The organism is Streptomyces sp. NPDC046197 (assembly GCF_040646295.1).
Classification (GTDB): domain Bacteria; phylum Actinomycetota; class Actinomycetes; order Streptomycetales; family Streptomycetaceae; genus Streptomyces.
The window spans coordinates 1-25,035 of the sequence record NZ_JBEYZY010000062.1 but is presented as its reverse complement, the minus strand read 5'-3'; the positions used below and the strand labels follow the sequence as shown (position 1 = coordinate 25,035).

At 69.3% G+C, this 25,035-nt stretch carries 26 protein-coding genes and 6 pseudogenes; 16 read left to right on the top strand and 16 right to left on the bottom strand.

The window, feature by feature from the left end; translation table 11 throughout:
• Together AB0A61_RS39390 and AB0A61_RS39385 are read left to right on the top strand one after the other, a co-directional pair.
• Positions 1 to 84: pseudogene (locus AB0A61_RS39390) on the top strand (transposase); the annotation flags it as partial.
• A 130-nt stretch (positions 85 to 214) separates the two neighbouring features.
• Positions 215 to 316, top strand: a pseudogene (locus AB0A61_RS39385) (ATP-binding protein); the annotation flags it as partial.
• A 44-nt stretch (positions 317 to 360) separates the two neighbouring features.
• Here AB0A61_RS39385 and AB0A61_RS39380 read toward each other — a convergent pair.
• The gene (locus AB0A61_RS39380; RefSeq protein ID WP_361303960.1) at positions 361 to 690 is read right to left on the bottom strand and encodes an ANTAR domain-containing protein; all 330 of its coding nucleotides are present in this window, start codon (positions 688 to 690) and stop codon (positions 361 to 363) included.
• 206 nt (positions 691 to 896) lie between these two features.
• Positions 897 to 1,094: a hypothetical protein gene (locus AB0A61_RS39375; RefSeq protein WP_361303957.1), complete on the bottom strand. Its 198-nt coding sequence runs from the start codon at positions 1,092 to 1,094 to the stop codon at positions 897 to 899.
• A 231-nt stretch (positions 1,095 to 1,325) separates the two neighbouring features.
• On the opposite strand from AB0A61_RS39375, the gene AB0A61_RS39370 reads away from it, so the two are divergent.
• The 3 genes from AB0A61_RS39370 (at position 1,326) to AB0A61_RS39360 (ending at position 3,015) form a co-directional block, all read left to right on the top strand.
• Positions 1,326 to 1,634 (top strand): hypothetical protein, encoded by a 309-nt coding sequence (locus AB0A61_RS39370; protein ID WP_361303954.1) that lies wholly within the window; start codon positions 1,326 to 1,328, stop codon positions 1,632 to 1,634.
• Positions 1,635 to 1,760: 126 nt separating this feature from the next.
• Positions 1,761 to 2,009: an XRE family transcriptional regulator gene (locus tag AB0A61_RS39365; RefSeq protein ID WP_361303951.1), complete on the top strand. Its 249-nt coding sequence runs from the start codon at positions 1,761 to 1,763 to the stop codon at positions 2,007 to 2,009.
• 67 nt (positions 2,010 to 2,076) lie between these two features.
• Positions 2,077 to 3,015: a hypothetical protein gene (locus AB0A61_RS39360; RefSeq protein WP_361303948.1), complete on the top strand. Its 939-nt coding sequence runs from the start codon at positions 2,077 to 2,079 to the stop codon at positions 3,013 to 3,015.
• Here the strand turns inward: AB0A61_RS39360 and AB0A61_RS39355 are convergent.
• The 5 genes and pseudogenes from AB0A61_RS39355 to AB0A61_RS39335 form a co-directional block, all read right to left on the bottom strand.
• Complete coding sequence (locus AB0A61_RS39355) at positions 2,948 to 3,409, bottom strand: GNAT family N-acetyltransferase (protein WP_361303966.1); 462 nt, start codon at positions 3,407 to 3,409, stop codon at positions 2,948 to 2,950. The two genes, AB0A61_RS39360 and AB0A61_RS39355, sit on opposite strands and share 68 nt — an antisense overlap.
• A gap of 301 nt (positions 3,410 to 3,710) precedes the next feature.
• Complete coding sequence (locus AB0A61_RS39350; protein ID WP_361303945.1) at positions 3,711 to 4,718, bottom strand: glycosyl hydrolase family 18 protein; 1,008 nt, start codon at positions 4,716 to 4,718, stop codon at positions 3,711 to 3,713.
• 1,084 nt (positions 4,719 to 5,802) lie between these two features.
• Positions 5,803 to 6,935, bottom strand: a pseudogene (locus AB0A61_RS39345) (hypothetical protein).
• A 28-nt stretch (positions 6,936 to 6,963) separates the two neighbouring features.
• Complete coding sequence (locus AB0A61_RS39340; RefSeq protein ID WP_361303969.1) at positions 6,964 to 7,176, bottom strand: hypothetical protein; 213 nt, start codon at positions 7,174 to 7,176, stop codon at positions 6,964 to 6,966.
• 108 nt (positions 7,177 to 7,284) lie between these two features.
• Complete coding sequence (locus tag AB0A61_RS39335) at positions 7,285 to 8,172, bottom strand: GNAT family N-acetyltransferase (protein ID WP_361303942.1); 888 nt, start codon at positions 8,170 to 8,172, stop codon at positions 7,285 to 7,287.
• An 859-nt stretch (positions 8,173 to 9,031) separates the two neighbouring features.
• Between AB0A61_RS39335 and AB0A61_RS39330 the strand changes: the two genes are divergently transcribed.
• Positions 9,032 to 9,547 carry a hypothetical protein gene (locus tag AB0A61_RS39330; protein WP_361303939.1) on the top strand — a complete coding sequence of 172 codons (516 nt, stop codon included), beginning with the start codon at positions 9,032 to 9,034 and terminating at the stop codon, positions 9,545 to 9,547.
• Positions 9,548 to 10,069: 522 nt separating this feature from the next.
• Entirely contained in the window at positions 10,070 to 11,194 is a 1,125-nt protein-coding gene (locus tag AB0A61_RS39325; RefSeq protein ID WP_361303936.1) for a PP2C family protein-serine/threonine phosphatase, read from the top strand.
• Between the two features lie 100 nt (positions 11,195 to 11,294).
• Here the strand turns inward: AB0A61_RS39325 and AB0A61_RS39320 are convergent.
• Positions 11,295 to 11,609, bottom strand: a pseudogene (locus AB0A61_RS39320) (TetR/AcrR family transcriptional regulator); the annotation flags it as partial.
• 74 nt (positions 11,610 to 11,683) lie between these two features.
• Positions 11,684 to 12,313, bottom strand: coding sequence for a TetR/AcrR family transcriptional regulator (locus AB0A61_RS39315; protein ID WP_361303933.1), 630 nt, complete (start codon positions 12,311 to 12,313; stop codon positions 11,684 to 11,686).
• 90 nt (positions 12,314 to 12,403) lie between these two features.
• Here AB0A61_RS39315 and AB0A61_RS39310 point away from each other — a divergent pair, with 90 nt between their 5' ends.
• The 5 genes from AB0A61_RS39310 (at position 12,404) to AB0A61_RS39290 (ending at position 17,391) form a co-directional block, all read left to right on the top strand.
• Positions 12,404 to 12,817 (top strand): DUF4345 domain-containing protein, encoded by a 414-nt coding sequence (locus tag AB0A61_RS39310; RefSeq protein ID WP_361303930.1) that lies wholly within the window; start codon positions 12,404 to 12,406, stop codon positions 12,815 to 12,817.
• A 141-nt stretch (positions 12,818 to 12,958) separates the two neighbouring features.
• Positions 12,959 to 13,414: a hypothetical protein gene (locus AB0A61_RS39305; RefSeq protein ID WP_361303927.1), complete on the top strand. Its 456-nt coding sequence runs from the start codon at positions 12,959 to 12,961 to the stop codon at positions 13,412 to 13,414.
• A gap of 160 nt (positions 13,415 to 13,574) precedes the next feature.
• The gene (locus AB0A61_RS39300) at positions 13,575 to 13,976 is read left to right on the top strand and encodes a YciI family protein (protein WP_361303924.1); all 402 of its coding nucleotides are present in this window, start codon (positions 13,575 to 13,577) and stop codon (positions 13,974 to 13,976) included.
• Between the two features lie 9 nt (positions 13,977 to 13,985).
• Positions 13,986 to 15,245, top strand: a complete 1,260-nt coding sequence (locus AB0A61_RS39295) for a DUF6596 domain-containing protein (protein ID WP_361303921.1) — start codon at positions 13,986 to 13,988, stop codon at positions 15,243 to 15,245.
• A gap of 832 nt (positions 15,246 to 16,077) precedes the next feature.
• A complete protein-coding gene (locus tag AB0A61_RS39290) occupies positions 16,078 to 17,391 on the top strand; it encodes a DUF4157 domain-containing protein (protein ID WP_361303963.1) in 1,314 nt (437 codons plus the stop codon).
• 84 nt (positions 17,392 to 17,475) lie between these two features.
• Here AB0A61_RS39290 and AB0A61_RS39285 read toward each other — a convergent pair whose 3' ends face one another.
• Positions 17,476 to 17,724, bottom strand: a complete 249-nt coding sequence (locus AB0A61_RS39285; protein ID WP_361303918.1) for a hypothetical protein — start codon at positions 17,722 to 17,724, stop codon at positions 17,476 to 17,478.
• 183 nt (positions 17,725 to 17,907) lie between these two features.
• On the opposite strand from AB0A61_RS39285, the gene AB0A61_RS39280 reads away from it, so the two are divergent.
• Entirely contained in the window at positions 17,908 to 18,477 is a 570-nt protein-coding gene (locus AB0A61_RS39280) for an MFS transporter (RefSeq protein ID WP_361303915.1), read from the top strand.
• 276 nt (positions 18,478 to 18,753) lie between these two features.
• On the opposite strand, the pseudogene AB0A61_RS39275 reads toward AB0A61_RS39280, so the two are convergent.
• Positions 18,754 to 18,846, bottom strand: a pseudogene (locus tag AB0A61_RS39275) (IS630 family transposase); the annotation flags it as partial.
• Between the two features lie 318 nt (positions 18,847 to 19,164).
• Between AB0A61_RS39275 and AB0A61_RS39270 the strand changes: the two are divergent.
• Together AB0A61_RS39270 and AB0A61_RS39265 are read left to right on the top strand one after the other, a co-directional pair.
• Positions 19,165 to 19,812, top strand: coding sequence for a dihydrofolate reductase family protein (locus AB0A61_RS39270; RefSeq protein WP_361303912.1), 648 nt, complete (start codon positions 19,165 to 19,167; stop codon positions 19,810 to 19,812).
• 556 nt (positions 19,813 to 20,368) lie between these two features.
• A complete protein-coding gene (locus AB0A61_RS39265) occupies positions 20,369 to 21,049 on the top strand; it encodes a hypothetical protein (RefSeq protein ID WP_361303909.1) in 681 nt (226 codons plus the stop codon).
• A gap of 207 nt (positions 21,050 to 21,256) precedes the next feature.
• Here the strand turns inward: AB0A61_RS39265 and AB0A61_RS39260 are convergent, their stop codons facing one another.
• The 4 genes from AB0A61_RS39260 to AB0A61_RS39245 all read right to left on the bottom strand — a co-directional run bounded on the left by AB0A61_RS39260 (position 21,257) and on the right by AB0A61_RS39245 (position 23,385).
• Positions 21,257 to 21,649, bottom strand: coding sequence for a VOC family protein (locus AB0A61_RS39260; RefSeq protein ID WP_361303906.1), 393 nt, complete (start codon positions 21,647 to 21,649; stop codon positions 21,257 to 21,259).
• A complete protein-coding gene (locus AB0A61_RS39255; RefSeq protein ID WP_361303903.1) occupies positions 21,646 to 21,942 on the bottom strand; it encodes a metalloregulator ArsR/SmtB family transcription factor in 297 nt (98 codons plus the stop codon). Before AB0A61_RS39255 ends, AB0A61_RS39260 begins: the two co-directional genes overlap by 4 nt.
• A 69-nt stretch (positions 21,943 to 22,011) precedes the next feature.
• Positions 22,012 to 22,839 (bottom strand): transposase family protein, encoded by an 828-nt coding sequence (locus tag AB0A61_RS39250; protein ID WP_361303900.1) that lies wholly within the window; start codon positions 22,837 to 22,839, stop codon positions 22,012 to 22,014.
• 69 nt (positions 22,840 to 22,908) lie between these two features.
• Positions 22,909 to 23,385: a hypothetical protein gene (locus AB0A61_RS39245; protein ID WP_361303897.1), complete on the bottom strand. Its 477-nt coding sequence runs from the start codon at positions 23,383 to 23,385 to the stop codon at positions 22,909 to 22,911.
• On the opposite strand from AB0A61_RS39245, the pseudogene AB0A61_RS39240 reads away from it, so the two are divergent.
• Positions 23,356 to 23,989 (top strand): annotated as a pseudogene (locus AB0A61_RS39240) (transposase family protein). The gene AB0A61_RS39245 and the pseudogene AB0A61_RS39240 sit on opposite strands and share 30 nt — an antisense overlap.
• Positions 23,990 to 24,038: 49 nt before the next feature.
• Here AB0A61_RS39240 and AB0A61_RS39235 read toward each other — a convergent pair.
• Entirely contained in the window at positions 24,039 to 24,794 is a 756-nt protein-coding gene (locus tag AB0A61_RS39235; RefSeq protein WP_361303894.1) for a hypothetical protein, read from the bottom strand.
• Between the last annotated feature and the right edge of the window lie 241 nt (positions 24,795 to 25,035).

The following is a 25,035-nucleotide window of genomic DNA, read 5'->3' as shown; positions in this document are numbered from 1 at the left end:
ATCCGCCGCTACATCATCTGGCGGAACAAACACGCCGCCGACGAACGCCTCCGCGAGGTCGTGAAGAAGGCGAACGTTGCCTGATGCGGCACTAGTTGAGGTAGTCGGCGACCATGGCGGCGAATTCGTCGGGGGTGGCCAGGCGGATACCGAGATCTTCGGCCTTGGCTCGCTTGGACCCCGCGCCGTCTCCGGCGACGACGAGAGTGGTCTAGGCTTCGAAGCGCAGCGCGAGCCGGTCGGCAAACGCATCACCGCCCGCCTTGCGCTCCTCGACGATCCGAACGGCGCCGTGGCCGGCCGTCCCCCCGCCTGACGCACGCTCCCGCTCCACCGCCGCGCGGCACCCGCCTGCTCCGGTCACTTCCTGCGGGCGAGCGCAGCCTGGAGCTCGGACAGGACCGTCTCGGACAAACCGGCGCCCTGCGCGTGCTTGATGATCTGCTCGGCGATCGAAGACAACTTGGTGTTGGTGTGCTGTGAGACCTCCCGCAGCACGGTGAATCCGTCCTCCGGGCTGATCCTTGCCATCATCACGAGGACCCCGATGGCCTGATCGACCACCGCATGGGAAGCGACCGCCCACTGCAGCTGCTCATTCTCCGCGCGCAGCTGCTCGACCTCCTGCACGAGGTCGTCGACGCCGGGACCAACGCCGGGTTCTCGGCCAGGGAACGCGGGGCAGGCCATGCACATCACCGTAGATGTCATCGGAGCGGGGACGCATGTTCGCCTGCCCCGCGTCCCTTGACGCATCCCTGGCCACGGGGACGTCACAGCACCTTGGCTGGAATGTACTGAGCTCCCCGAGCTGCGCTCGGAGAGCTCGGCGGGGCTGGCTTCCGAACCCCGTCCACGGCGAGTAGCCCGGGCGATCCGTTGTCATGCGGATGTCATCACGCCGCGTCGAGGCGCCGCTGGGAACGATCAACCGGACCACGCGGCTGGCTCGTGCTGCTGTGGACCAGGCGCAGATGACGGCCCCGGGCATGCCGTGCCACCCGCCTCCTGCCCGCCATCTGGTCCTCGATGCGGTCCATCCCGTACAGCAGCAGGCCCAGCACCGGCAGCAGCAACACGGCGACGGCGATCACAACGAAACATCCCTCCGATCGGCAGCACGTGACCGGGTTCCCCTCGACCCCTGGCCAGCAGCCATCTCGTGTGAAGGTCTCGTGACGACCACTCCCAGCTTGGCCCGGGTCGTGGCCGTGGCACTTCTCGTTCCGGCAGCCGTCAACGTCACAAGTGATCCGGTGGCATGACTGTGTCCTTGCGGCCAAGCGGCTCTGATGTCATGCGCCCCTGCCGAGTTGGTCTTGCAGGTGAGCTCTGCCCTGAGCCGGGCCGGCTTTCATGTGTTGGGTGATGCGGACACCGGTGTTCCGGGGCTGCGTGTGGTCGAAGTGGCCACGGGCGCTGTGGTCAGCTGGGCCACCTCGGACGGGTTCACCTCGCTGGTTCGTGAACGAGCCGGTCGCGCTGCGGGCGACGACAGCATGAAAGTGATCGTGCAGGCCGCAGTATCAGGGTTGCTGGTCCAGCTCGGACATACCGTCACCACAATGTCCGACGGCAGTGATCTTCTCGTGCTCGCCGATGCGGTAGCTCCCGCCCAAACGCCGCGGAGCTAGACCCGCAGCCATTGCTCGCTCAGGCCACAGCGCGGACTGGGCATACGGGACACGTGTGCCCAGCCACGCAGAAGGCGGGCACATCCGGGGTGCACCGTCGCCATGCCGGCTGAAGGAGGTCGACCAGTGGACCTGACCGCGTTGCTCGCAGACGCCATGCGGCGCCAGCGCCTGAGTGCCGAGGCGCTCGGCTATGCAACCAGCATCCGCGTCCCTCGCATCAAAGCGTTCGTCGAAGACGGAGCCGTCGGACCGATCCGCCCGACGGCCGAAGAGCTCACGGAACTGGCCCAGGCGCTTTCTTTGCCGCTTCCCGACGTGCTGGCGGCCAGCCAGGACCGTCGCACCGTTGCCCGCGCGGGCCACCCAGTGTGATGCACCTGCCAGACACGAAAGCCGCACAGATACCGTGCCGGGGCCGTCATCGGGTACTTGCTGCGGCATGGGATCTTTGAGCTCACCGGTGCTGCTGTTGCTGTTCGCGGCCAGTGCGGCCGTCATCTGGTACGCGGGCATCAAGCTGTCCGACAACACGGACGTGCTCGCTGAACGCCTTCACCTGGGCAGCGCGCTGGGCGGGTTGATCCTCCTCGCGATCGCCACGAACCTGCCCGAGATCGCCATCACCGTCAGCGCCGCCCTGGCTGGCCAACTCGACGTCGCCGTCGGCAACATCCTCGGCGGCATCGCCATCCAGACCGTCGTCCTGGCCATCCTGGACGCCGCCGGCGTACGGCCGCGCGCCCCACTGACCCGCCTGGCCGCGAGTCTCCAACTCGTCCTGGAGGGCGCGCTCGTCGTGGTCGTCCTGGCCGTCGTCGTGATGGGCACCCAGCTCTCACCCGGCCTGCACGCCGCCCGCCTGGCCCCCGCCTCCCTGGCGATCGCCGCGATCTGGCTGATCGGGCTGATGCTGCTCAACCGGGCCGGTCGCGGGTTGCCCTGGCGAGAAGGCGGCGACGCGCCCGACAGCCAGCCGGAACCACGCGGCCACTCCAAGGGGAAGAAGGAGAAGGCCGCCACCGACCAGGGCGTCGGCACTGGCCGAGCGGCGCTCACCTTCGGTGCCGCGGCTCTGGCCACCCTCGTAGCCGGCGTCGTCATCGAGCGCAGCGGCGAAGAATTCTTCGCCCGCCAGGGCCTCAGCGGCGTGCTCTTCGGAGCCACGGTCCTGGCCGCGGCCACCTCCCTGCCCGAGATCAGCACGGGCCTGGCCTCCACGAAGCTGGGCGACTACCAGCTCGCTGTCAGCGACATCTTCGGCGGCAACGCTTTCCTGCGCGGCCATCAACGAGTGGCTGTGACTGGCCACGTCACGATGGCGCTGCGTAACAGAGGATGGCCACCGTCTGGTGCGGGCTCCACTGCTGCTCGACTGTAGCCATCAGCTTCCAGCCCAGCCGCTCATACAGGGCTGTCGCTGCGGTATCGGATGCGACGACGTCGAGCACCGGATGCAGGCCACGACGCCGCGCTTCCTCCACTGCTTGGCCAATCAGCAGTGCGCCGATCCGATGTCCCCTTGCCGGCGGGGCAACGAACAGCCTGCTGACCACGGCGGTCATACCTCGCGTCGCCCCGTTCCGCTCGCTCCACAACATCGGGGCCAGATCGCCTTCGCCGCCTTGCGACAAACTGACATGCCCAGCCAGGCGGCCTTCGAGTTCGGCAACCCAGGAACCCAGCAGGGGACCGCGTGACAGCCACTCGCCGGGCTGATCAGGCCAGTTCACCGGATAGCCGTCAAGCTGATGGACCTCCGCGAGGACCCGCACGCACTCCTCAACATCGCCATCAACCCTCTGCCGGACCCGGCGGCTCGGCCTCTCAACAGGCACCCCAGAGCTCTCGATGTTCACTCCGGCATAGAAACACAGGCCACAGAGTCACAACCAGCCACTTTTGACACACGCCCTAGAAGGGTCAGGGCAGCGGCGGCAGCGGTCGCGTCGGTCACGGGGTGCTCTCCTCGTTGGCCCGCTCGCGGGGCCGTAACATGCCTCGCGCGGGATCGGTCTCCACGGCTAACGTAGACCTACGGCCCCGGGGCCGTAGGTCACACGCAATGACCCGCTGTCAGGACGTGATGGTGTCCGACAGCCCCAGGTCCCAGACGGCCAGGCCGTGGACGCCCTCGTTCGCGGCGAGCGTGCGCCGGGCGGCGAGCGAGCGCGCGTCCGACCACCACAGCACGGTGCCGTCGCCGAGGGTGGCCGTCCACTCTCCTGCGGTGGTGTCGTAGCGGGCCGTGGCGCCGTTCTTGCTGACCATGTCGCGGGCCTGCTTGTCGCCGACCTGCTTGACATCGCCGTTGGGCGACCAGGCGTAGCCGTAACCCGCTACCCCCAGGTCGACCTTGTTCGCCGGCACCTTGCTGAGCAGCAGGTCGAGTCCCCGCTTCTGCCAGGACAGCTCACCGACCGGTCCGGGGCCGGAGTCACCGAAGCCGTGCTCGTCGTACGCCATGAGCGCCACGGTGTCGACGGCCTTGCCCAGGCCGGTCAGGTCGTAGCCGTTCTGCGCGAACTCGTCGAGCGAGGTGAAGGTGGTGACATCGATGCCAACCGTCTTCCCGGCCGGCAGCGCCTTCTTCAGCGCCGTAGCGAACTTCGTCAGCCCCGCGGTGTCGCGGGCCTGGAGGGACTCCAGGTCGATGGTGACCGCGTCCCACCCCTGCGAAGCGACCGCGCTGCTCAGTGTGGAGACGACCGCGTTGATGTTGGCGGTGCTGGACAGCATCCGGTTGGCTGCGGCCTCGTCGAAGTCCCCCAGGGACTCGCTGAAGTTGCCGATCAGCAGGTCGGCTTTCAGACCGAGGGAGTGGGCGCGGGCGAGCTGCGCGCGGGCGTCGGAGCTCGGCGAAGTCACCTTCGTACCCTGGGAATTTATGTTGACGCCGTCCACGCCGACGCGGCTGAGGGCGGCGGCGCTCGCGTCGATCACCGAGGTGGCGTCGCCCTCCTCCTGGTAGGCGGTCACCGGCAGCGTTGTGGCGCCCGATGCGGGAAGGGCCCCCACCACGGCTGTACCGACGGCCAGCAACCCGGCGGCAACGACTGCTCCGATGTGCTTCTTTTCTAACATGGTTCTCCTCGCGTTGTGCGCCACGGTGGGCAGCGGCGGAGACGTTAGCCCATCCGCCCCGAACCAGCGAGCGGCGGTCTGCGGAGTGGTGGGGTGTGCGGGGCGGTTGAGCGTGTCCATCCGCTCGCAGACACCACGAGGGCCTCGGGCAGCGCCGTGGGACATGGCCGCGCTCGGCAGAGCTCACCGACTCGGTACGCATGCGTATGGAGAGGCGTCACCGGAGTATGTGCCTTCTGGGCGACCACTGGTTGAGTCGACCATGCGACCACGCCCGTGCCCGGAGAACGGACAACCGATTGCGTTGTCCCCTGCCATCGCTCGGACGACAGTCTTTTCACCGGCGCTGGTCCGCTTCTCACGACCACGCAGTTGCACAGCCGCACGGGGTTGTACGAAAACAACGAGGAGACATCGATGGCACCAACCGCCATCACCGACCGCGACGGCGGTCTCAGCCGGCGAAGGAAGAGGCGCCGCCGGGAGTACGCGGGCTCCCGTGACCGGTACCAGTCTCAGTGACCCACGGCCGATGTCGACAACGCCCAGCGTTTTCGACATCCTCGGCGGGAATCCGACAAAAAAACTTAGCGGCCACCCCCCGAGGGGGACGAGCCCGCAGCGGCCCCGCGACCCTCAGCGCCTGCGCAGCCGCACCGAGCGTGCCACCAGCCGACCACGGGCGCATCGCGACCCAGCGTGTAGAGCCGACATCGCGGTCGATATCGCCTCGCGCACCATCTGCGCGGCCATCCTGCGACTGGCCGGCACGCACGAAGGCGATCGACGCCGCTTTGCTCCCGGATCGGGTCTCCCTCGCCTGTACTGACCACCCAGGCGCGGCACCAGTTCGAAACGCCTCAGCCGAACCAGATCAGCTGAGACGGCCACGGGCATTCACTTTCCTCGGACCAGATCACCTGAGATTCCTGGCGCCGCCAGTCTCACTTGATCTGGTCGCTCCAGGTCTGAGCCGGTTCCGCGGACCAGACGCTCTGCGACGGGACACGAAGCACGGGGGAGGGCGCTGGATGACGTCCCCGGAGAGGTCGGGTGGTTCGGTAGCGGCTACGGGACCGTGCCCTCATAGGACGCCTGCGAGTTTGGTGAGGAGTTCCGCATTGGCCTGGACGTCATGGCCGAGGACGACCTGGTGGTGCGGAAGCGCGGCGAGCTGGCCGGTGACGGTGACACGGGCCAGATCATCGCCGCCGCCGTTGATGCCGGGGGCGAGTCCGAAGTGGTCCGGGTAGCGGTCCTCGGTGGCGCCGCTCATGAAGTCGTCCTCGCCGAGGGTCCGGGCGCCGTCGACCACGGCCGGGACGGCGCAGGGGGCAATGCGGGGGAACAGCAACGCCGCTACGTGCCCGCCGGTCGCCAGTTCCATGCCGAACCAGGTGGAGAACTGGTCGGGGAAGACCTGCACCTTCTTCTCTCGCTTGCCGCGCTGCTCCCACAGCGGCTTGCGTCGGCCGGCCAGGAGCGCGTCGGTGACGTCCTGGTGCTGTGTGGGGTGGAGCTGCTCGCCCGCCTGGAGCCGTTCGCGCACGATGTCGTACAGACCGAGGGCATCGAGCAGGCCCAGCCCGATGGCCGCCGCCGAGGGCCACGGCAGCAGCCGCAGCTCACCGTCCACGGGTTTGACGAACACCCGGTCGTTGGCGAGGAGCTGGGCGCCGCGGCTGGCCAGCAGCAGCGCCGTGGTGGTCTTGCCCGACCCTTTGGGACCGAAGGCGAGCAGGGCCTGGTCGTCGCGGACGACGGCGGAGGCGTGCAGGAGGGTCCACCCGTCCCGCAGCAGGGCGGCCCGGATCATCTCCCGTGCGATCCGGGCCGCTGCCAGGGCGAGCGCCTCGGACGTACGCCCAGCGATGGTGACGTGGCCGCTGAGCTGCTCGAAACGGTAGGCGAGGCCCTCTTCGGGGAGACGCCGGTGATGGTGCCCGTGCTGTCCCGGGCGAGCAGCAGCCGGGCCTTGGCGTAGGTGACTTCGTCGTGAGGACAGCTGGTCACCAGGGTGAGCAGGTGGGCGTACATCCCGTCGTTGATGTCGGCCGTGACGAGTGGGCCGGCGCGGACGCTTTCGGCGGGGACCTCGAACGCGTGCCACCAGGACCCGAAGTAGCGGCGGGCCCAGTTGGTGACGGAGGGCGTGTTGCTCAGGACGGTCACGCTGGCGTCCGCGGCCTGCAGCCGGGTGACGGTGGGGGTTCTCACGTCATCTCCAAGCGGGTCGAGGGTGGGGTCAGGAGGGCCGTAGCGCCTGGTAGGCGGTACGGAGCTTGGTTGCGGCTGCGGACAGTTGCGCGTCCTCATTCGCGTCGAGGTCGGGCAGGCACGCTACGGGCTGGCCGGCGGTGAACCGCAACGGAATTCCGAGCCAGTCGTCGCCGTGCCCGGTGCTCAGTTCTTCGGTGCCGTCGACCAGGGGGAGGGACTTGCGCAGGGCGGACAGCACGGCCCCGGCGGGTCCGGATCTTTTTCAGCACGAGGATGAACTGCGGGCTGTCGGCGGCCCGGCCCGCGGTCAGGAGGAGCGCCAGTGGGCGGATCTTGCCCACGCCCGCTAACGCGGCGCCGGCGTCCTGGTGAACGTGAGCAGCCGATCGACCTCGGTGAAGTCGGAAGCCGCGTACGTGCGCAGGGCGGCGACCGGGTCCCGTTCCGGGTCGGCGGGGAGTTCGTCCAGGTAGACGATCGCCTCGCGGGCGCCCAGGCCGGTGAGAACGTCCAGCGCGTTGCCGAGCAGGCCCAGACCCAGGCCCTGGCCGCGGGCGTGCGGGGCGACGGTGACGCTGCGGATCAAGCCGACCCCATCGCCGATGGGACTCTCCAGGGCGGCCTGGGCCAGGACGCGGCCGCGGCGACGGACCTCCAGGTGCTTGCCCGGCGGTGCGGCGGTGTCGTTCATCTGGACGTCGGCGAGGTGGGGCAGGCCTGCGACGGGCAGCTCGGCACGCAGGTAGCGGCACCGGCCCCAGCTCGTGAAACCCGCGGCTCGAAGAGCTTCCCCGGTGACCCGACGGTGGCGCTCCGGCAGACCGACCAGGCCTCGGGTCAGAGCACACGCCAGCGTGAAGGCATGCAGCGGCCCGGCAGCACAGCACTGAAGCGCCTGGGCGATCAAAGCCTGAGCCGTGGAGAAGTCCTCACGACAGTGCAACCACAGCAACAACGGCGGGCCGTCGCTGGGGCGCCCGGCGCAGCAGACGACGCCCGCGATACCGCCGCCGGGCGCACACAGCACCGTGGTGACGACCGGCCCCTCCAACGCTGCCCGCCCGGCGGGGTCAGTAGCCGAGCGGCCGGCTACGGCGTCGGCAAGCATCCGCGTAGAACACGCCGGCTGGCCCGGCAGCCGGTCCGCCGCGAGCAACTCCAGCACCCCCGCCTCGTCCGCCGACTCAAACGGGCGCAGCTGCGGGAATTCAGCCCCGCCCAGGAGGATCGTCATGCCGGCACCTCCCAGGCATGTGCGGCTTTTCGCTCCCCCAGCCTCCTCCCTCCAGGTCGGCGATGCCAGCCCCGCCCACCGGAGCATTACCGCCCACTACCAGGCCCAAAGACGCAACAACACCACGCCTATGGCATGGACCGATCAGACAGCCGCCTATGCCCGCCGACAGCCAAGAGTTCGTTGCGCAGTCTCATGCGCAACGGGGTGGGCGCCGTTGCGTAGTGTGATGACGCAGCCGCCCGCCCCAAGGGCACGGCAGGCGTGGTCGGCCCGGCCATGAACCCGACCACGGCAAGTAAGCGCGCCTTGTTGCCCGATCGTGACCGGTGGTCGGGGGCTGTGGCCGTCCATCTGGTCGGGGATGCCGGGTGAGCTGAGGGCATGGCTCTCGCGGACCCCTCCTCGCCCGGCGGCTGCGGTGACCTTGTGCCCGCAGGCTGGCCCCAGAGCATCGACGACTGGGCACTGGCGGTGCGTGCGATGAGCCGCTGCGGGGCGGGGATCCGGCGCGGGCTGATGGCGGCGTTCACCCGGCTCGTCGAGTCGGCCGGCTGCGGCGCTCCCACCATCGCCCCGGCGAAGACCTTTGCCCGGCCTGCCTGGCCTGCCTGGCCTGCCTGGCCTGCCTGGCCTGCCTGGCCTGCCTGGCCTGCCTGGGCTGGCCGCTGCGCCGAATGCGCCCCGCATACCGCGCACGTCCACCCCGACGGCCGCTGCACCCCCTGCGGCGCTTGTCACCTGCAACAGATAACGGAAGGACGGCATGAACGAGTCGACGTCCGCGTCATCGTCCACGGAGCACACGCGTGCTCCTGATGTGCCCGACCGCCCCCGGTCGAGGGCGAACAAGGTGTACATGCTGTTCGCCCACGAGCCCTACTACCCGGCCCCCGCCCGGGAGGTCAACACCTCCCTCGTCGCTGCGGCCAGCCTGCTCCATCCCCGCATCACACAGCCCGACGGCGCCCGCATCCACGACCGCCTCACCCGGGGCCGCCAACCAGGCGAGATCGTGCCGCTGGCCACCCTCACTCACGAACTGAACGGCGGCGCCGACTGGCCCGACGTCGCCGACTGGCACACGGTGATCACTGACCTGGTGCAGCTCATCCGCAGCGGCGGCTGCGACGCCCTCAGCCTCGGACTGCCCACCATCGAACGCACCCTGATCTGCGGCGGCCCCCACACCGTCGTGAAGGTCTTCGACCCCGACACCCAGGACTTCCACTCCTACAGCACCCAGGATCGCCAGGCCGTTTTGGCCCAGGTGCGTTGGCACCTGGCCTGGACCGAGGCCGCAGGACCCTTGTGGCCCGGCGACGGCCTGCGCGAGGAGACACCCCGCACACCAGGCCGGCCTTCCGCGCCGTAGCGCTGCGCCGACAGCTCCAGTCCGTTCCCTGGAAGGACATTCCGCTGCAGAAACGCACCCGGGGCATCGGCCACGGCCGCTCGGAGATCCGCCGGATCAAGGTCGCCACCGTGAACAGCCTCCTCTTGCCCGGAGCCCACCAGGCTGTCCAGATCAAGCGTCGACGCACCGCCGGACAGAACAAGCCACGGCTCTGACCGGTTCACATGCCGTGTGCCGTGTGCCGTGTGCCGTGTGCCGTGTGCCGTGTGCCGTGTGCCGTTGTCGGTCGGCGTCGGCCGACTTCGGACGGCCCGCGAGCGGGGAGCTTGCCTGTGCCGATGTGGCGCCGGCTGTGCTGTGTCCGCGGCCCTGTGAGTCACGTCGACGACTCCACCAGGCGCCGTGAAACAGTGCCGTCCCTGACATGTGTCGCGAAAATCCGGCCACACGGTACCTATGTCCGTCGTCAGGCTGATGGACCGCCTCCTGAGGCACCCTTCCGGGCGCCGACTGGTGGCCCTTCCGTTTGCCTTGATCGCGGTGATCACGGGGATCGACATCCAGTCCCCGGAAAGCGTCCATCTGGGGCCGCTCCTCGCGATCGCGCCCGGTCTTGCCGCTTCCCTGGCAGGGCCCCGGCTCACCGCCTTGGCCGGCGCCTGGGCCGTGGCCGCCCAGATATTCATCGCCGTCCTTCACGGCGGGCTGACCACGACCAACCACATCGCGCAGATCATCGCCTTGACGGTGCTCTCCACTCTGGTCGTCTTCGTGCGCGTTGTGCAGGAGCGGCGCAGCCAGCAGCTCAGCCTGGCGCGTTCGGTGGCGGAGACGGCACAGCGAGTGCTGCTGCGCCCGCCGCCCCGTCGGATCGGGCCGCTGCGGGTGGCCCATCTGTACCTGTCCGCCGAGGACGAAGCGCAGATCGGGGGCGACCTGTTCGCGGTCGCCCGTGGTTTCCCTTCCCACACCCGGGCCATCATGGGTGACGTCCGGGGCAAGGGCCTTGCCTCGATCGGCGAGGCTTCGGTGGTCCTCTCCGCGTTCCGCGAGGGTGCTCACCGGTACGCCACCCTGCCAGAGCTGGTGTCGGCCATCGAGGAGAGCGTCTGCCGGAACCTGGAGGAGGTCGCCGAGGTCGAGCACGACCGTGGCGAGCACTTCATCACCGCTCTTCTACTCGACATCCCCGATCTCGACCCACAGGCCGAAATGATCAATTGCGGTCACCCCCCGCCCCTGCTGCTGCACGATCACGAGGTGAGGGTCCTGCACTCGGGTTCTCCCGCACCTCCGCTGGGCATGTGCGGTGTGGGCTCCACAGGCCGACCGCCCTGGACGCACCACGCCGATCCGTTCACCTTCGAGCCGGGTGACATCCTTGTGCTCTACACCGATGGCGTCATCGAGGCCCGCTCGCCAACCCGTGCGTTCTACCCGCTCGCAGAGCGGGTCGCGTCCTTCCCCGCAACCAGCCCTGAAGCCCTGCTGCGCCACATCCACCGAGACCTGATCGCCCACACCGGCGGGCAGCCGACCGACGATGCCGCCTTGCTGGCCATCCAGCGCACCGCTGCCCACTACCCCCTTCACAGGCCGGGCGTCAGAGCTCCCTCCCCAACGTGTGCCACCGGCTCCACGCCAGGGGACGGTCCCTACTCGTAGATCACTGCCGTTCCCGACAGGCGGTCTGGAGAACCGGCGTCGTACGAGCGGCTGTCCCCACCGGGCGCTCCCGCACCCGCCCGCGCGGGCGGGGCAGCGGTCACTGTCCGGGCGCTCCCGCGAGGAGTCCGTCCATGACCAGGTCCAGGAGGCGGCGGGCGCGCGGCTGCCAGTCCCCGTGGGGGTCGATCGTCCACAGGCCGGCGATGGCGAGGAAGAAATCGTCCGCGGTCACCCCCGGCCGGATGGTTCCGGCCTCCTCGTTGGCGCGGAGCAGGACTTCGGCTGCGGAGGTCACGGGCGAGTGGCCCGGTTTCGCCTAACTCCCCGGTGCGCTGGTGGCCTGGCGGATGGCCTCCGCCAGGCCCGCCTTGGCCATCGCGAACTGGGCGAGGCGGTCCATCCACTCGCGCAGGGGCTGACCCGCCCCCGAGCACCCGCAACCGCCCCGCTACCAGGACCTATACCCACCAAAAGCGGAATCCGGCACTAGGCACCCGCGCCGGGCCCCTGGGGCGGCCAGTCGGAGGCGGGATCCTCGGCGAGCAGCGGCCGGAGGGCGCCGAGGACCGCCCCGATGCAGACGTCGCGCAGCTGGGTGCGGGTACAGCTCTCGTGTGTGAGCCAGTCGACGCAGAGGACCTGGACGAAGACCAGCCAGCTCTTCAGGACGCCGGACACGGCCTCGCGGGCGCTCTCGTCCGCGAGCGGGAGTACGGCCAGCAGCCGCGCACGGAGCGCGTCCAGCTCATTCGTCATGATCGTCTGGATCACCGGGTCGCCCGCGAGGACCCGGTTCGCGGCGAGGACGGCGTTGCGGTTCGCCACGAAGTAGTCGAGGTGGACGTCCATACCCTGGATGAGCTGTTTGACCAGGGAGTCGGCGGGATCGAGCCGCGTCTGGGCAAGCAGCTGGTCCGCCGCCTGCTGATAGACGGCTGCGAAGAGGGCGTGCTTGCTGGGGAAGTGCCGGTAGAGCAGGGCCCGGGAGACACCGGCCTCTTCGGCAACCTCCTCCATCAGCACGTCGGCGTACGGGCGTGCGGCGAAGAGCCGTGCGCCGACGGCGAGAAGCTGGGCGCGGCGGTCGGCGGGGGTGAGTCGCTGGCGGGGAGGCACGAACGAAGTTTAGTTGACATTCGTCTACTAGCGCCCTCAATGTAGTAGACGCATGTCAACTAAGCTCCGCCAAGACGGCTTGGGGGGAATATGGCCAGGGCTCTGCGCATACTCACACAGCTGATGGGCTGGGCCTGCGTGACGATCGGCCTGTTCCACGTGGCACTCGGCAACGCGGCTATCCCCGGAGCTGGTTCCGCCGGCCCGACGGTCGACAGCTGGGGCCGGTTCATGGGGGCCAGCTTCGTCGGTTACGGGCTGGCCTGGCTCTGGGCCGCGCGGCAGCGTCCGATCCCAGCTCCGGCGGTGCGGTGGCTGGCCGGCGTCTTCCTGCTGGGCGGTGTGGGCCGACTGCTCTCGCTCGCCGTGCATGGCTGGCCGCAGTGGTTCCAGATCGCGCTGGCGGTGATCGAGCTGAGCCTGCCGCCGATCTTCTTCTGGCTGGCCGACGCAGAGGAGCGGGCCCTGCGCAGCGACGTGGAGGCCGTGCCCGCCGGGCGATGAACTCACCCGAACTCGTCCAGACCGAACACACGGGCGGGGAAGCTGACGCTGCCGGTGAGGAATTGCGTGATCGAAGGCGCTGTTCGCTGCACCGACGAGGCAACCGGCAACCACACCTGCGCTGGTGACGCTGGAGGGGGCATGAACAGCGTCGGCCAACGATCCCAACGCTGTCGGTGGCGCCAGCGTCTGAAGGCTCAGGACTGCTCGTACGGGCTGCAGGCCGAGTCGGCCGAGTTCCCGTTCCATCGTCTGAACCGGCTGCGCGATCTGGCTCTCCACGTGGTTGCGCAGCTTGGCTGCTCTCACTTCGGGGTCCTGTACCTCGCTGATCTCGATGAAGTCCGGTGCGAGCGAGTCCAGGAAGGCGCGGTAATGCATCAGCTCCGGCAACAGCCTCCGCCGGGCCTCGATGATTCGCTCGATGGGCACCTCGCAAAGCGGCGTCGATCGCCTTCGCGCGTGCCGGCCAGTCGCAGGATGGCCGCGCAGATGGTGCGCGAGGCGATATCGACCGCGATGTCGGCTCTACACGCTGGGTCGCGATGCGCCCGTGGTCGGCTGGTGGCACGCTCGCTGCGGCTGCGCAGGCGCTGAGGGTCGCGGGGCCGCTGCGGGCTCGTCCCCCTCGCGGGGGGTGGCCGCTTAAGTTTTTTTGTCGGATTCCCGCCGAGGATGTCGAAAACTCTGGGCGTGCTTCTACCTACCCGTGACGGCCCCCGCCCGGGGTGGGCACGACGAACGAGGAAGCAGAATCATGAAGTACATGCTGCTGATGCAGTTCAGCGAGAAGAGCGTCGACTTCCCCAAGCTCGACGAGTGGAAGCCCGAGGAGATCCAGGCCCACATCCAGTTCATGAAGCAGACCAATGCCGGCCTGGCCGCCGCCGGTGAGCTGGTCGACGCCCAGGGCCTGGCCATGCCGGAGACCGCCCGGATCGTGCGCTCCCACAGCGGCGGCGCGCCGGTCGTCACCGAGGGGCCGTTCCCGGAATCCAAGGAGTGGGTGGCCGGCTGGTGGATCGTGGACTGCGACACCGAGCAGCGGGCGATCGAGATCGCCGCCGCCGTCTCCGCCGCTCCCGGCCCGGGTGGGCGGCCGCTCAACATGCCGATCGAGGTGCGCCAAGTCATGGCGGTCCCGCCCACCGAGCTGTGAACACCCCCTATGACGACCTTCGAACCAGCCGCCGACGACCTGCTGCGCACGCTCGCGCCGCAGGTCGTCGGTGTGCTCACCCGCCGCTGGGGGGACTTCGCCGCCGCCGAGGACGCCGTCCAGGAGGCCCTGCTGGATGCCGCCACCCAGTGGCCAGCCGAGGGTGTGCCGCGCAACCCGCGCGGCTGGCTGGTTCAGGTCGCCAGTCGCCGGATGACCGAGCAGGTCCGCAGCGAGCAGGCCCGCCGTCGGCGCGAGGAGCTGGTGGCCGGGCAGATCCCGGCCGACCGGCGGTCCGCACCGGGAGCCGACGCTGGAGACGAGGGTGCGCACGACGACACCCTCACGCTGCTGTTCCTGTGCTGCCACCCTGTGCTGTCGCCGGCCTCGGCGATCGCGCTCAGCCTTCGCTCGGTCGGCGGGCTGACCACGGGCGAGATCGCCCGCGCATTTCTCGTCCCCGAGGCGACCATGGGTCAGCGGATCAGCCGGGCCAAGCAGCGGATCAAGGACTCTGGGGTGCCGTTCCGGATGCCGGATGACGCCCAGTGGCCGGCCCGGCTGGACGCGGTGCTGCACGTCCTCTACCTGATCTTCAACGAGGGCTACGCCAGCAGCATCGGCCCCAAGCTGCGGCGCGTCGAACTCTCCCGGGAGGCGATCCGCCTGGCCCGGGCCGTCCACACGCTGCTGCCGGACAACGCCGAAGTGGCCGGCCTGCTCGCGCTGATGCTGCTCACCGAGGCGCGCGGGCCCGCACGGACCAGCCCGGACGGCGAACTCGTCCCTCTCGCCGAGCAGGACCGCAGCCGCTGGGACACAGCCGCGATCGCCGAGGGCGTCTCGCTGATCACCGATGCCCTGCCGCGCGGCCCGGTCGGCCCCTACCAGGTGCAGGCGGCCATCGCGGCCGTCCACGACGAGGCGCCCACCGCCGCCGACACGGACTGGCCGCAGATCCTCGCTCTGTACGGGGTGCTCGCCCGCATCTCAGACAACCCGCTGATCACCCTGAACCGGGCGGTCGCCGCCGCCATGGTGGACGGCCCCGCCGCCGGCCTCGCCCTGCTCGCCGACCCACCGCCCGCGCTCGCCGGCCACCACCGGCTGTACGCCGTCCGCGCCCATCTGCACGCACTCGCCGGGGAGAGGGAGGCCGCCATCGCCGACTACCGCACCGCTGCCCGCCGCACTACCAGTCTCCCGGAGCGGCACCACCTCAGCCTGAGCGCCGCCCGACTGGCCGCGCGAGCGGGAACGGAAAGGTGAGCCACCGGTCAAAGCTCGGTGAGGCAGGACAACTACTGACGTCGGCGGACCAGGTCACCTGAGATCGCAAACGAATCAGACCAGGTCACTTGAGACAGGGACCGGATTTCTGGAGACGGGACAGAGGCAGCCCGTGTCCTTTGGCATCGAAGTTGGATTGTTTGTCATCGAAGTTGGACCGGTCACGCAGTGGTGAGCCGAGCACGATAGCTGTTACCAAGGCAGGCCTGTTGTCATCGGGAGCGCCGACAGGACGTGCTGGGCCGGCCACCGGGGGCGCGGGGAGCTCCGGCGACTGGTGGAGCGCCGGAGCTGGTGACACCGGTCCTGCTCTGCGGGCTGCTGGTGACAAGACGAGCGCCGCCGGGCGCCGGGCCGGCCGAGAGCGCGTGTGGGAACCGTCGACCTGCCACGGGCCACGCCGCTGCCGTGGGAGACGCCGGATGAGGAGCTGTTCCGCCAAGGCCTGTGCTGCTCCGCCGTCGCACCTGCCTTGCCAGCTCCCCGAACCAGGGGGGGAGACGTCATGAACGCTCAGGATGCGGGCGCGGCCCGACACGAAATGGGCATCAATGTGCCGGATGACGTCTACGAGCAGCTGCACCCTGGACCGCGGGGCCTGTTCTCCCCCTGGCGAGAACAGGCCGGCCCACACGCGGATCATCGCGGTATCGGATGTGCCCGTCCGGTCACCGCATGCTGCCCGCCCCTACCTTGCGCCTGCGGCTGCCCGCCACATATCCAGGGAAGTTGACGGTCTCACGCCAGAAGAGGGGCTCCCGTGCACGATCACGAGAAGGCCGGCTCCCACACCGGGGCGGGCAACAGCCGTATCCCTGCCCGTCGGCCCGCATCCGCCCCGCCCGCGCAGCATGGCCTGCTCGGCCTACAGGCCGCTGCGGGCAACGCCGCGGTCGTCCAGATGCTCCGCGGCGCCGGCCACCCCTGGGCCCGGGAACAGCACGAGCACGGCGCCGGCTGCGGCCACCAGGACAACCACCAGGAGATCGCGACCTCGCCCGCACCGGTGCAGCGCTCCGCCGTCCACGACGTGCTCCGCAGCGCCGGAAAGCCCCTCGGCGAGCCACTGCGCCAGGAAATGGAGGCGCGGCTCGGCGCGGACTTCTCCGACGTGCGCGTCCACGACGACAACGCCGCCCGTGCGTCGGCCACCGAGGTCGGTGCCCGCGCCTACACGTCCGGCCGCCATGTCGTCATCGGCGCCGACGGTGGGGACAAGCACACCCTCGCCCATGAACTGACCCATGTCATCCAGCAGCGTCAGGGTCCTGTGGCCGGTACGGACATGGGCAACGGACTGCGCGTCTCCGACGCTTCCGACAAGTTCGAACGCGCCGCGGAGGTCAACGCGCAGCGTGTCATGCAGGCACCGCTCGATGTGCAACGCGCCGTGGAGTTACGGACTGCCCCCGCCGCCGGTGCCGCCCACGAGGGTCGCGGCGGCCCGGTCGCCGTACAGACCGCGTCCAGGAAGCCGCCGCCCGTACCGAAAAAGCCCGACAGGCTGAGGCTCGGCGGGGCCGCGCAGACCTCCAGCGCCGACCAGACCAACTCGGCCGCGCAGACCTCCAGCGCCGACCAGACCAACTCGGCCGGGCAGACGTCGGCCGCCGCGGAGCCCGCGCAGGCGCCCTCCGACACCCCCGCGCACGGGTACACGCTCGTCGGATCGAAAAGCCTGGTCGTCTACCGAGCCGATGGGCGCTCTCCCAAGGACATCCGGCAGGCGAAGGGGATGAGGTCCCGCAACCCCACGACCGTCAAGGACGAACTCGCCCTGTTTTTTCAGGACCCGATCGCCTACGCCCGGGCCCATATCAGCAGCCCCAAGCGGACCTTGGTCTCCACGGCGCAGAACGAGGACTGCGGCGGGTACGCCAGCAACGACCGGCACATCTACAAGATCCAGGTCAGCGGCTGGCACAAATTCGCCGCGCCGCCCGCGCGGAGCGCGATCCTGACCAAGCCGACCGTCTACGCCAACAGCACGTCCCTGGAGACCGCGACCGCGGCCGTCATCGCTCCCGTCGGCCGCACCCGGGAAATGGATTTCATCGGGGAAATCCCCCTGGAGGCCATCACTGGCTGCCGCCGACCGGGGGAGAGCGACTTCAGCGCGCTGTGACGCCCGCGACGGGGGCGGTGCCTGCCCGGGGGCGGGCCCGTCACCGCCCCCGTCATGCCCCTGCCGCCCTCAGCAGACGTTCGTTCAGCACTCGTGGAGCCGACGCGCGAGATGGACGGTGATGTCGGCGTCAATCGCCGCGGCGAACGACTCCCGGTCCGCCTCCTTGATCAGGGGCTCGGGGCGTACGTCGACCAGCCAGACGCCGCGGCGGGTCACCGCGAGGTAGTCAGGGGTGTGGGTGCGGCGTTTCCCGCAGGTTGTGAAGGAGATCTTCAGCGGCTGCGAGACGACGTCGACCACGTCGCCGGCGAAGTCCAGGGCTAGCAGCACCCGGCTCTCCTCCAGGCTCTCCACGCCGTGGTGCCGGCCGGTGCTGGCCAGGAACTGCAGGCCAGGACGGTGCCGCTGTTCCCAGCACCATGATCACGCTGCCGCTGTACTCGCACATGTCCGCCGAACTGGTGGACGAGATCTGCGACCTGGTCACGGAGTTGCACTCTGCCAGCTGATCACGTGCCGGTGTGGGGCGGGACCGCCTTCGCCTCCCGCCCCACACCGGCGCACCACGTTGCAGCACGATCGACGTCCTGTGCCATGGTCATCGACCGAATCGGGCGCCGACCGGCGCTCTTGACCGGCACTGCCCTGATGGCCGCTGGCCACGCCCTGATGGTCGCCGTCTTCGCCGATACGCTGCCCGAAGCGGCCGGGTTCGCCGGCCTGACCGTGTTCACCATCGGCTTCAACGCAGGTTTCGGATCCCTCGTATGGATCTTCGCGGCAGAGGGATTCCCCGGGCACCTACGTAGCGTTGGTGCCTCCGCGATGCTGCTGACCAACCTGACAACCAACCTCCTCATCGCCCAGTTCTTCCTCGGTCTGCTTACCGCAGCCGGCGGCACCATCACCTACCTGCTCATGCTTGCCATCACCATCGCGGCATGGCTGTTCGTGTTCTTCCTCGCCCCCGAGACCAAGAACCGCCCGCTGGAAGAAGTGCAGGGGTACTGGGAGAACGGTCGGAGCTGGCCGGCTTCCACTCCCCTGAAGATCCATCTTGACCGCCTACCCGCAAAGGAGTGACGATGCCGCCGCCCCCGCTACCGGATGCCGGGCCCCTGCTCCAGCAGCACACCACAGACCGCCTTTCCCTTGAAGCCCTCCCTGGTACCAGGTCCCTCGATCCCGGACTCCGCGCTACCCATGGCCAAGCTGGAGGATCCCAGATAGAGAATTGCATGACGCTCAAACCGCCCAAGGTGGGGAAACCTTGATCGCTGGCAGTGCTGGACGATCACATGATTCGCCTGGAACCGGCCGACGGGCCTTCGGGCGAGGCAGCCCTGCTGCGGGCAGTAGCAGGTAGGTGTGCATGGCCCACGTCTGCACCGGGTGGTTGGGATGGTTGGAGTTGGCGACGGTGAACTGACTCAGCGGCCCGAAGCGTGCCTCGGGGGTGTCGACCGCGGGTGGGGTCCGCGGTCATGGCAACGACACGCTGGCAGGCGAGGTGGCCCGGGGGGCCGCCCCCCTTCAAGTCGCAGCCTGACGGGCAGCCCCCGCGCAGGCAATGCCGTCCGCGCGCCTCGTGGTGACTCGGCACCGCACCAGTGGGCACCGGAATGCCGCCGAACGACGCAGGTGGACGCTCGCGCGGGGCACGCTGTGGAAGAACTTAGGCGCCGCTGTCGATCCAGCCACCTCCCGTTCGACATTGCGGTGTAGGACGCATCGCCATACAGGGAGGCGACAGAACTGATGAGGGGACCCATGGATCAGCTGCTGCGCGTGCAGAACTTCACCATCTCGAGCGACGGCGTCGCCGCCGGCGAAGACCAGAGCCTGGAGCGGCCTTTCGGCCACAACATCGATCCGGGAAGGCTCTTCGCCTGGGCCGGCGCCACGGCGAGCTGGCCCATGCGCGCCGAGCCCGGGGGAAGCCGGGGCCTCGACGACTACTTCATCCGGGACTTCAGCCACAACATCGGCGCCGAGATCATGGGCCGCAACAAGTTCGGACCCCAGCGCGGCCCGTGGCGCGACCACAAGTGGTGCGGCTGGTGGGGTGACGAGCCGCCCTTCCACACGCCGGTGTTCGTCCTGACCCACCACAAGCGTCCATCGTTCACGCTCTCCGACACCACGTTCCATTTCGTGGACGGCGACCCCGCCACCGTTCTCACGCAGGCGCGGCAGGCCGCGCAAGGCAAGGACGTCCGGCTCGGCGGCGGCGTGACCACCATCCGGGAGTTCCTCGACGCCGACCTCGTCGACACCATGCATGTTGCCGTCTCACCGGTGAAGCTCGGGTCCGGGCTACGCCTGTGGGACTCGCCCGAACAGCTGCTAGACCGGTTCCACATGGAGGTCGTGCCCAGCCCGAGCGGCGTGACGCACCACCTTTTCTGGCGCAAATGACAAGAGAGACAACGCGGGAACCCCAGTACGGCCGACGCGAGCGTTCCAGCAGATGAACGCGTAGTTGTGGGCGACTTACCCCTGCAGACCCCGGTACTCGCCCACAACCACCAACCACCCACACGCGCAGCAGACCTGTCGACTGTTGTGCGCCTCAAGGACAGCCCCAAATGAACAGGCCCGCATACGGCCCAACACGAACCGTGACCTGCTGCAGCCAAACGTCGCCGCCAACTCGGCGATCACAAGTAGAGGGCTGGCACGCCGTCTTGAGACGACCGCGCACAGGAGAACACCAGAGGCGGATGCAGTGGGAGACAAAACACGGATTATTTCTCAAACCGCACCCCGCAGGGCAGTTCACCTGTCGCTGCGGAGAGTGAATCAAGTGGGCGCACAGAAGTGCACCACCGGCCCCCCAATGCTCCGCATGCGCCCTGTCAACCGCAGCCGCTTGGAACGGGGGTGCGGAGGGGGCGGGCTTGGAAGGGGAGGGGAGCGTCGGTGCCCTTGCGGTGTTCAGCGCATGCGACGTTCGGTGACCGGGGGAGTTGGGGTGCACGGCGTTCTGCTGGTGGTGGGGTACAACCTGCAGCCACAGCGCGAAGTGCACATCCGGGGCCGGCCGTTGGCGCAGTGGAGGGCGCTCGGTTACGGACGGCGGGAGACGCTGGTGTGCTTCAACTGCTTTCGCGGCATCAGCGCGCCGGCGGGTACGAAGGTGCTGCTGATGGGCGCGGGCGCATCGGCGGCCGGGCCGGACCGCACGTCGCGCACCCGGCCGCCATCGCACCGCCTGGCGGGTCCAACGGGGAGACCATCTGGCACATCAACGCCAAGCACCGCCTCGCCCACCAGGCTCGCACCCCGCCAGGCGTCACCCGCGCACAGCTGGGGGAGCGGACCGAGCAACGCGGCCCGGCGCGCGGACGTTCATGTCGTCCTGGTCGACGGCGCCCGCCCGACGCTGCAGGCCCAGCGCGAGTTGATCACCGACGAGCAGTGGCAGGGCCGGCACCGCGCCTACGCCCCAGCCGGGCTGGCTGCGGGGCAGTTAGTTGAAGAGCCAGAGTGCTTCGTGGTTCGGGCAGGGGATGCCGGCGGGATCGCAGTCGGCGCATTCCTCGCAGTGCTGCCAAAACGCCTCCATCGCCTGGCGGCGGCGCGCCGCTGCGGCGAAGCTGCCGGTGCGCTGGATGTGCCCGAATGCCCCTCCACTGAGCCTCCGCCAACGTGAAGTAGCAGGTCAAAAGGCTGGTGTGATCGGCTCTCCGAGTGCTCATGCTGGTCGCGGGCGGGAGTCTGCGGAGTAGATCATTTGACGGCGGGAGCGGGCCGTGGGTAGCCAGTTCTCCGTTCCTCGGTTGTGCAGTCACGCTGCTGACGGGGTCCAGGGCGAGGGTCCGTTCGCTGCGGCGGCCGGACCCCGCACGAGGCTGACGGCCTACTGGGGCTGTGTCGCGATCTGGATCAGGTTGCCGCAGGTGTCGTCGAAGACGGCGATGGTGACGGGGCCCGCCTCCATGGGCTCCTGGGTGAAGCGGACGCCGAGGCCGCTCAGGCGCTCGTACTCCGCCTTCACGTCGTCGACGGCGAACTGGGCGAGCGGGATGCCGTCCTTGACGAGCGCGTCGCGGTAGGGCTTGACGGCCGGGTGGCCGGAGGGCTCCAGGAGGAGTTCGGTGCCGCCGGGCGCGTCGGGTGAGACGACGGTCAGCCACCGGGCCTCGCCGCCCAGCGGCACGTCGTGCTTCTTCACGAAGCCGAGGATCTCGGTGTAGAAGTCCAGGGCCTTGGCCTGGTCGTCGACGTAGACGCTGGTCAGATGGATCTTCATGGGGTGCTCTTCTCTGGTCCGGATGGGGTGGGCGCGGGCCATCGCTCGGCGATCTGCAGCAGCGGGGCTGTGTTCAGGTCGTGGAACTTGTAGCGGCCCTCCCGCCTGGTCTCAACGAGCCCGGCGGTCTCCAGCACGGCGAGGTGCTGGGAGACCGCCTGACGCGAGATGCCGAGCTGGCGCTTCACGCTCAGTCGCGAGCAGATCTCAAACAGTGTCTGCCCGGACTTCTCCGCGAGCACGTCGAGGATGGTGCGGCGGGTGGGGTCGGCCAAGGCTTTGAAAAAGGTCATCGGCCACCACCACAGGATAGGCAAGTGCCTATCAAGTCGGGGGCGGCATCCTGTGGAGCGGATCGTCTGTCAGCGGTCGAGGTTCGTCAGGACGAGCAAGGCGCGCAGAAGGCGGGTAGCGCGGGCGGGATCGGTACGGAGTTTGATCAGGGTCCGCCGGTTCTTGAGGTGAGCGAAGCCGTGCTCGACCGGGGCGCGTCCGACGGCCAGGACTCGGTTGGCGGTCTTCTCGCCGGGGGTGAGCTTGTGGGTGCGGCTGGCGGTGTAGCCGGTGATGATCACGGGGTCGAGGATGTCGTTGTCCAGGCCGCGGAAGCCGAGGTCGGCCAGCGCCCCGAGGCCGGCCGCGCGCAGGTGGGTCAGGATGTGGTCGTGGCGGGCGGCGGTGTTGTCGTGGGTGCGGCCGGGCCGGGCGGCGGAGATCCAGATCAGGCGCCCGTTCTCGTCGGTCAGGGCGAGGAAGTGCAGGCCATGGCTGCGGTGCTTGCCGGAGGAGTTGCGCCGGTCAACCTTGCCGGTACGGCGCTGGGTGCGGATGAGGGTCCCGTCGATCAGGACCACCTCCCCGCCCTGCTGGGCGACCTTCCTCAGGGCACGGTCCAGGCGCGGGGCCTCGGCGGCGAGCAGTCCGATCAGCTCGTCGCGCCAGCGGCGGACGGTGGACTCGGACACGTCGTTGCCGCCGGCCGTGTCGGCCAGGCGCTGGTCGTGGCGCAGGACAGCCAGGACGATCACCGCGATCTTCCCCGGCGGCAGGATCCGCCACCTGGACCGGATCACTTTCAGGTGACGTCGCAGCAGATCAGCGAGGTGGTTGACGGTGCGCGTGGACAGTGGCAGACGGCACTGGTAGACAAGCGGGCAGGTGTCCTCGGCGCGCTTTTTGGTTTTCGTCACACAATTCCAACGGCCGCTGAGGGCACCGTGGTTACGGCCGCGCCGCGCTGCCGCAGGCGGCGGGGCAGGTCACAGGCGGGTGGTGAACCGGCCGTCGGGCAGTTTGCGCAGCCAGCCGCGGTCGACGAGTCTGACCAGCTTCCCGCGCAGCGGCTCCAGCTTCGACCGCACGCTGACATCGATTCCCAGCGCGTCGCCGACCTGCCGGGCCATGACCGGTCCGGCGGCCTGCCGCACGGCGGCGAGGATGCGCTGGTAGTCCGGCGGCAGCGCGCTCTCCTCCACACCCGGTTCGCGGTGCGGAATCAGCATCACCGCCCGTCCGGCCACCTGCCCGGGCGCCGGCAGATCCGAGGCGCGTTCCTCGGCAAGCTGCCCGGACACCCGTTCAAGGACCCGTTCGGCGACAGCGAGCTCATCCCGCTCAGCCCGAACCTCCGCCAGCTCCTTGGCCAGCCGTTCTTCGATCTCATCCAGTTCCGCGCGCCGTGCAAGCTCCGCCCGTCCCAGCGCGCGATGGTGGCACTGGTGTACCTGCGCGAGCACACCACCCTGGCGAAGATCGCTGCCGGGTTCGGAATCAGCGAGTCCACCGCCCACGCCTACACCAGCGCGGTCGTCCACCTGCTCGCCGAACGTGCGCCGGTCCTGCTGAAGGTCCTGCGCGAGGCCGACCCCGACTTCGCCCTGCTGGACAGCACGCTCGCCGAGTGCGACCGGGTCGGCGACGGACGGGCCGACTACTGCCACAAGCACCGCCGACACGGGGTGAACGTGCAGGTGGTCACCGATCCGGGCGGCCGGCTGCTGTGGCCCTCACCCGCATTGCCGGGCCGCTCTCACGCTCTGACTGCTGCCCGCACCCATCGGATCATCCGTATCTGCGAGCGCCAGGGCGTCCCCATCCTGGCCGATCTCGCCTACCAGGGCAGCGGCCCCTGGGTGACCACGGGGCATCAAACGCAGGCCCCTGCAGGAACTCGCCCTCACCGAGAAGACCGTCAACCGGGCCCTGGCCGCAGCACGGGCACCGGTCGAGCGCGGCGTGGCCCGCCTGAAGTCCTGGCGGATCTTCCGCAGGTCCCGGTGCAGTCCCAACCGCATGACGTCAATCGCCAAAGCCATCCTCACCCTGGAGCGGCAACGGTGAAGAAGCTCACTGATGAACGTGTCAGTCATGGCTTGTCGCTGACAACCGGTCACTGATAGCAGCGGGCGGCCCGGCGCCGTCGTGCCGGCTGCGCCATGTCGACGAGGACTCCGGCGCCCCGGCCCGGGGCGGCGTCCCAGACGCTGAGCTTGGCGGCGGCCTGCGCCAGACGCGGGTCGCCGGGGCGTACGTTGACGTAGAACAGGCCCTCGTGAGGGCGCTTGTCGTCGCCGCCCCAGCGCACCACGCCCTCGGTGTCGGCGAGGATGTCCCGGATGAGCAGTTCCTGGGCCGGGGTGAAGCTGCCGCGCAGGCCCGGCGGGTACGAGCCCGGCCGGATGACGATCGCTGTCCCGGACGCCCGGTTCGACTCCGGGAGGTGCCGGTCGTGGACCTTCGACGCGGGCACCCAGCCCTCGACCGCGCGCGGCTCCCCTCGGACGCCGAGCGGGTCGATGTCGTAGTGGAAGCGGCGGATGACGTGGACGAGGACGGTCTCGGCATCGCCCATGCGGACCTGGACCTTGAGCGGTGTTCCGGGGACGGGCCGGGTGTAGATGGTGCGGCGGTCGTCGGCGACCTTCTCCATCTCCCAGCCGTTCTGGGACGGGGTGCCGGTTCCGGCGTGGTCCTTGCGTTGCCGGGCGCGCTCCTGGGCTCTGCGTACGGCCTCGCGCAGCTTGTGGGGGTCGGGACGTCCGGACGCGGCGTGTCCGGGGGTGGTCAGCAGTTGTGATCCGATAACAGTGCCTGCGGTGATGAAGCCGGCACGGCGCAGGACCGTGCGGCGGGATACGTACGTCAACGCTTCTCCTCACGGACTTTGACGAGTACGACGGCGAGAGTGCTGGCCAGGGCGGCTCCGAATGCTCCCGGATTGACGTATACGGGTACGTCGTCGGAGCTGTACTGTCCGCCCGATGCAAGCCGGCACTCGACACGGAGCGGCAGGGGTCTGCCGCACGATCGGGTGACATCTGAACTGGCTTGCCCTGTGGGGCGGGTGGGAAGGATGTCGCTGTGCCCAAGCCTTATCCGGAGGAGTT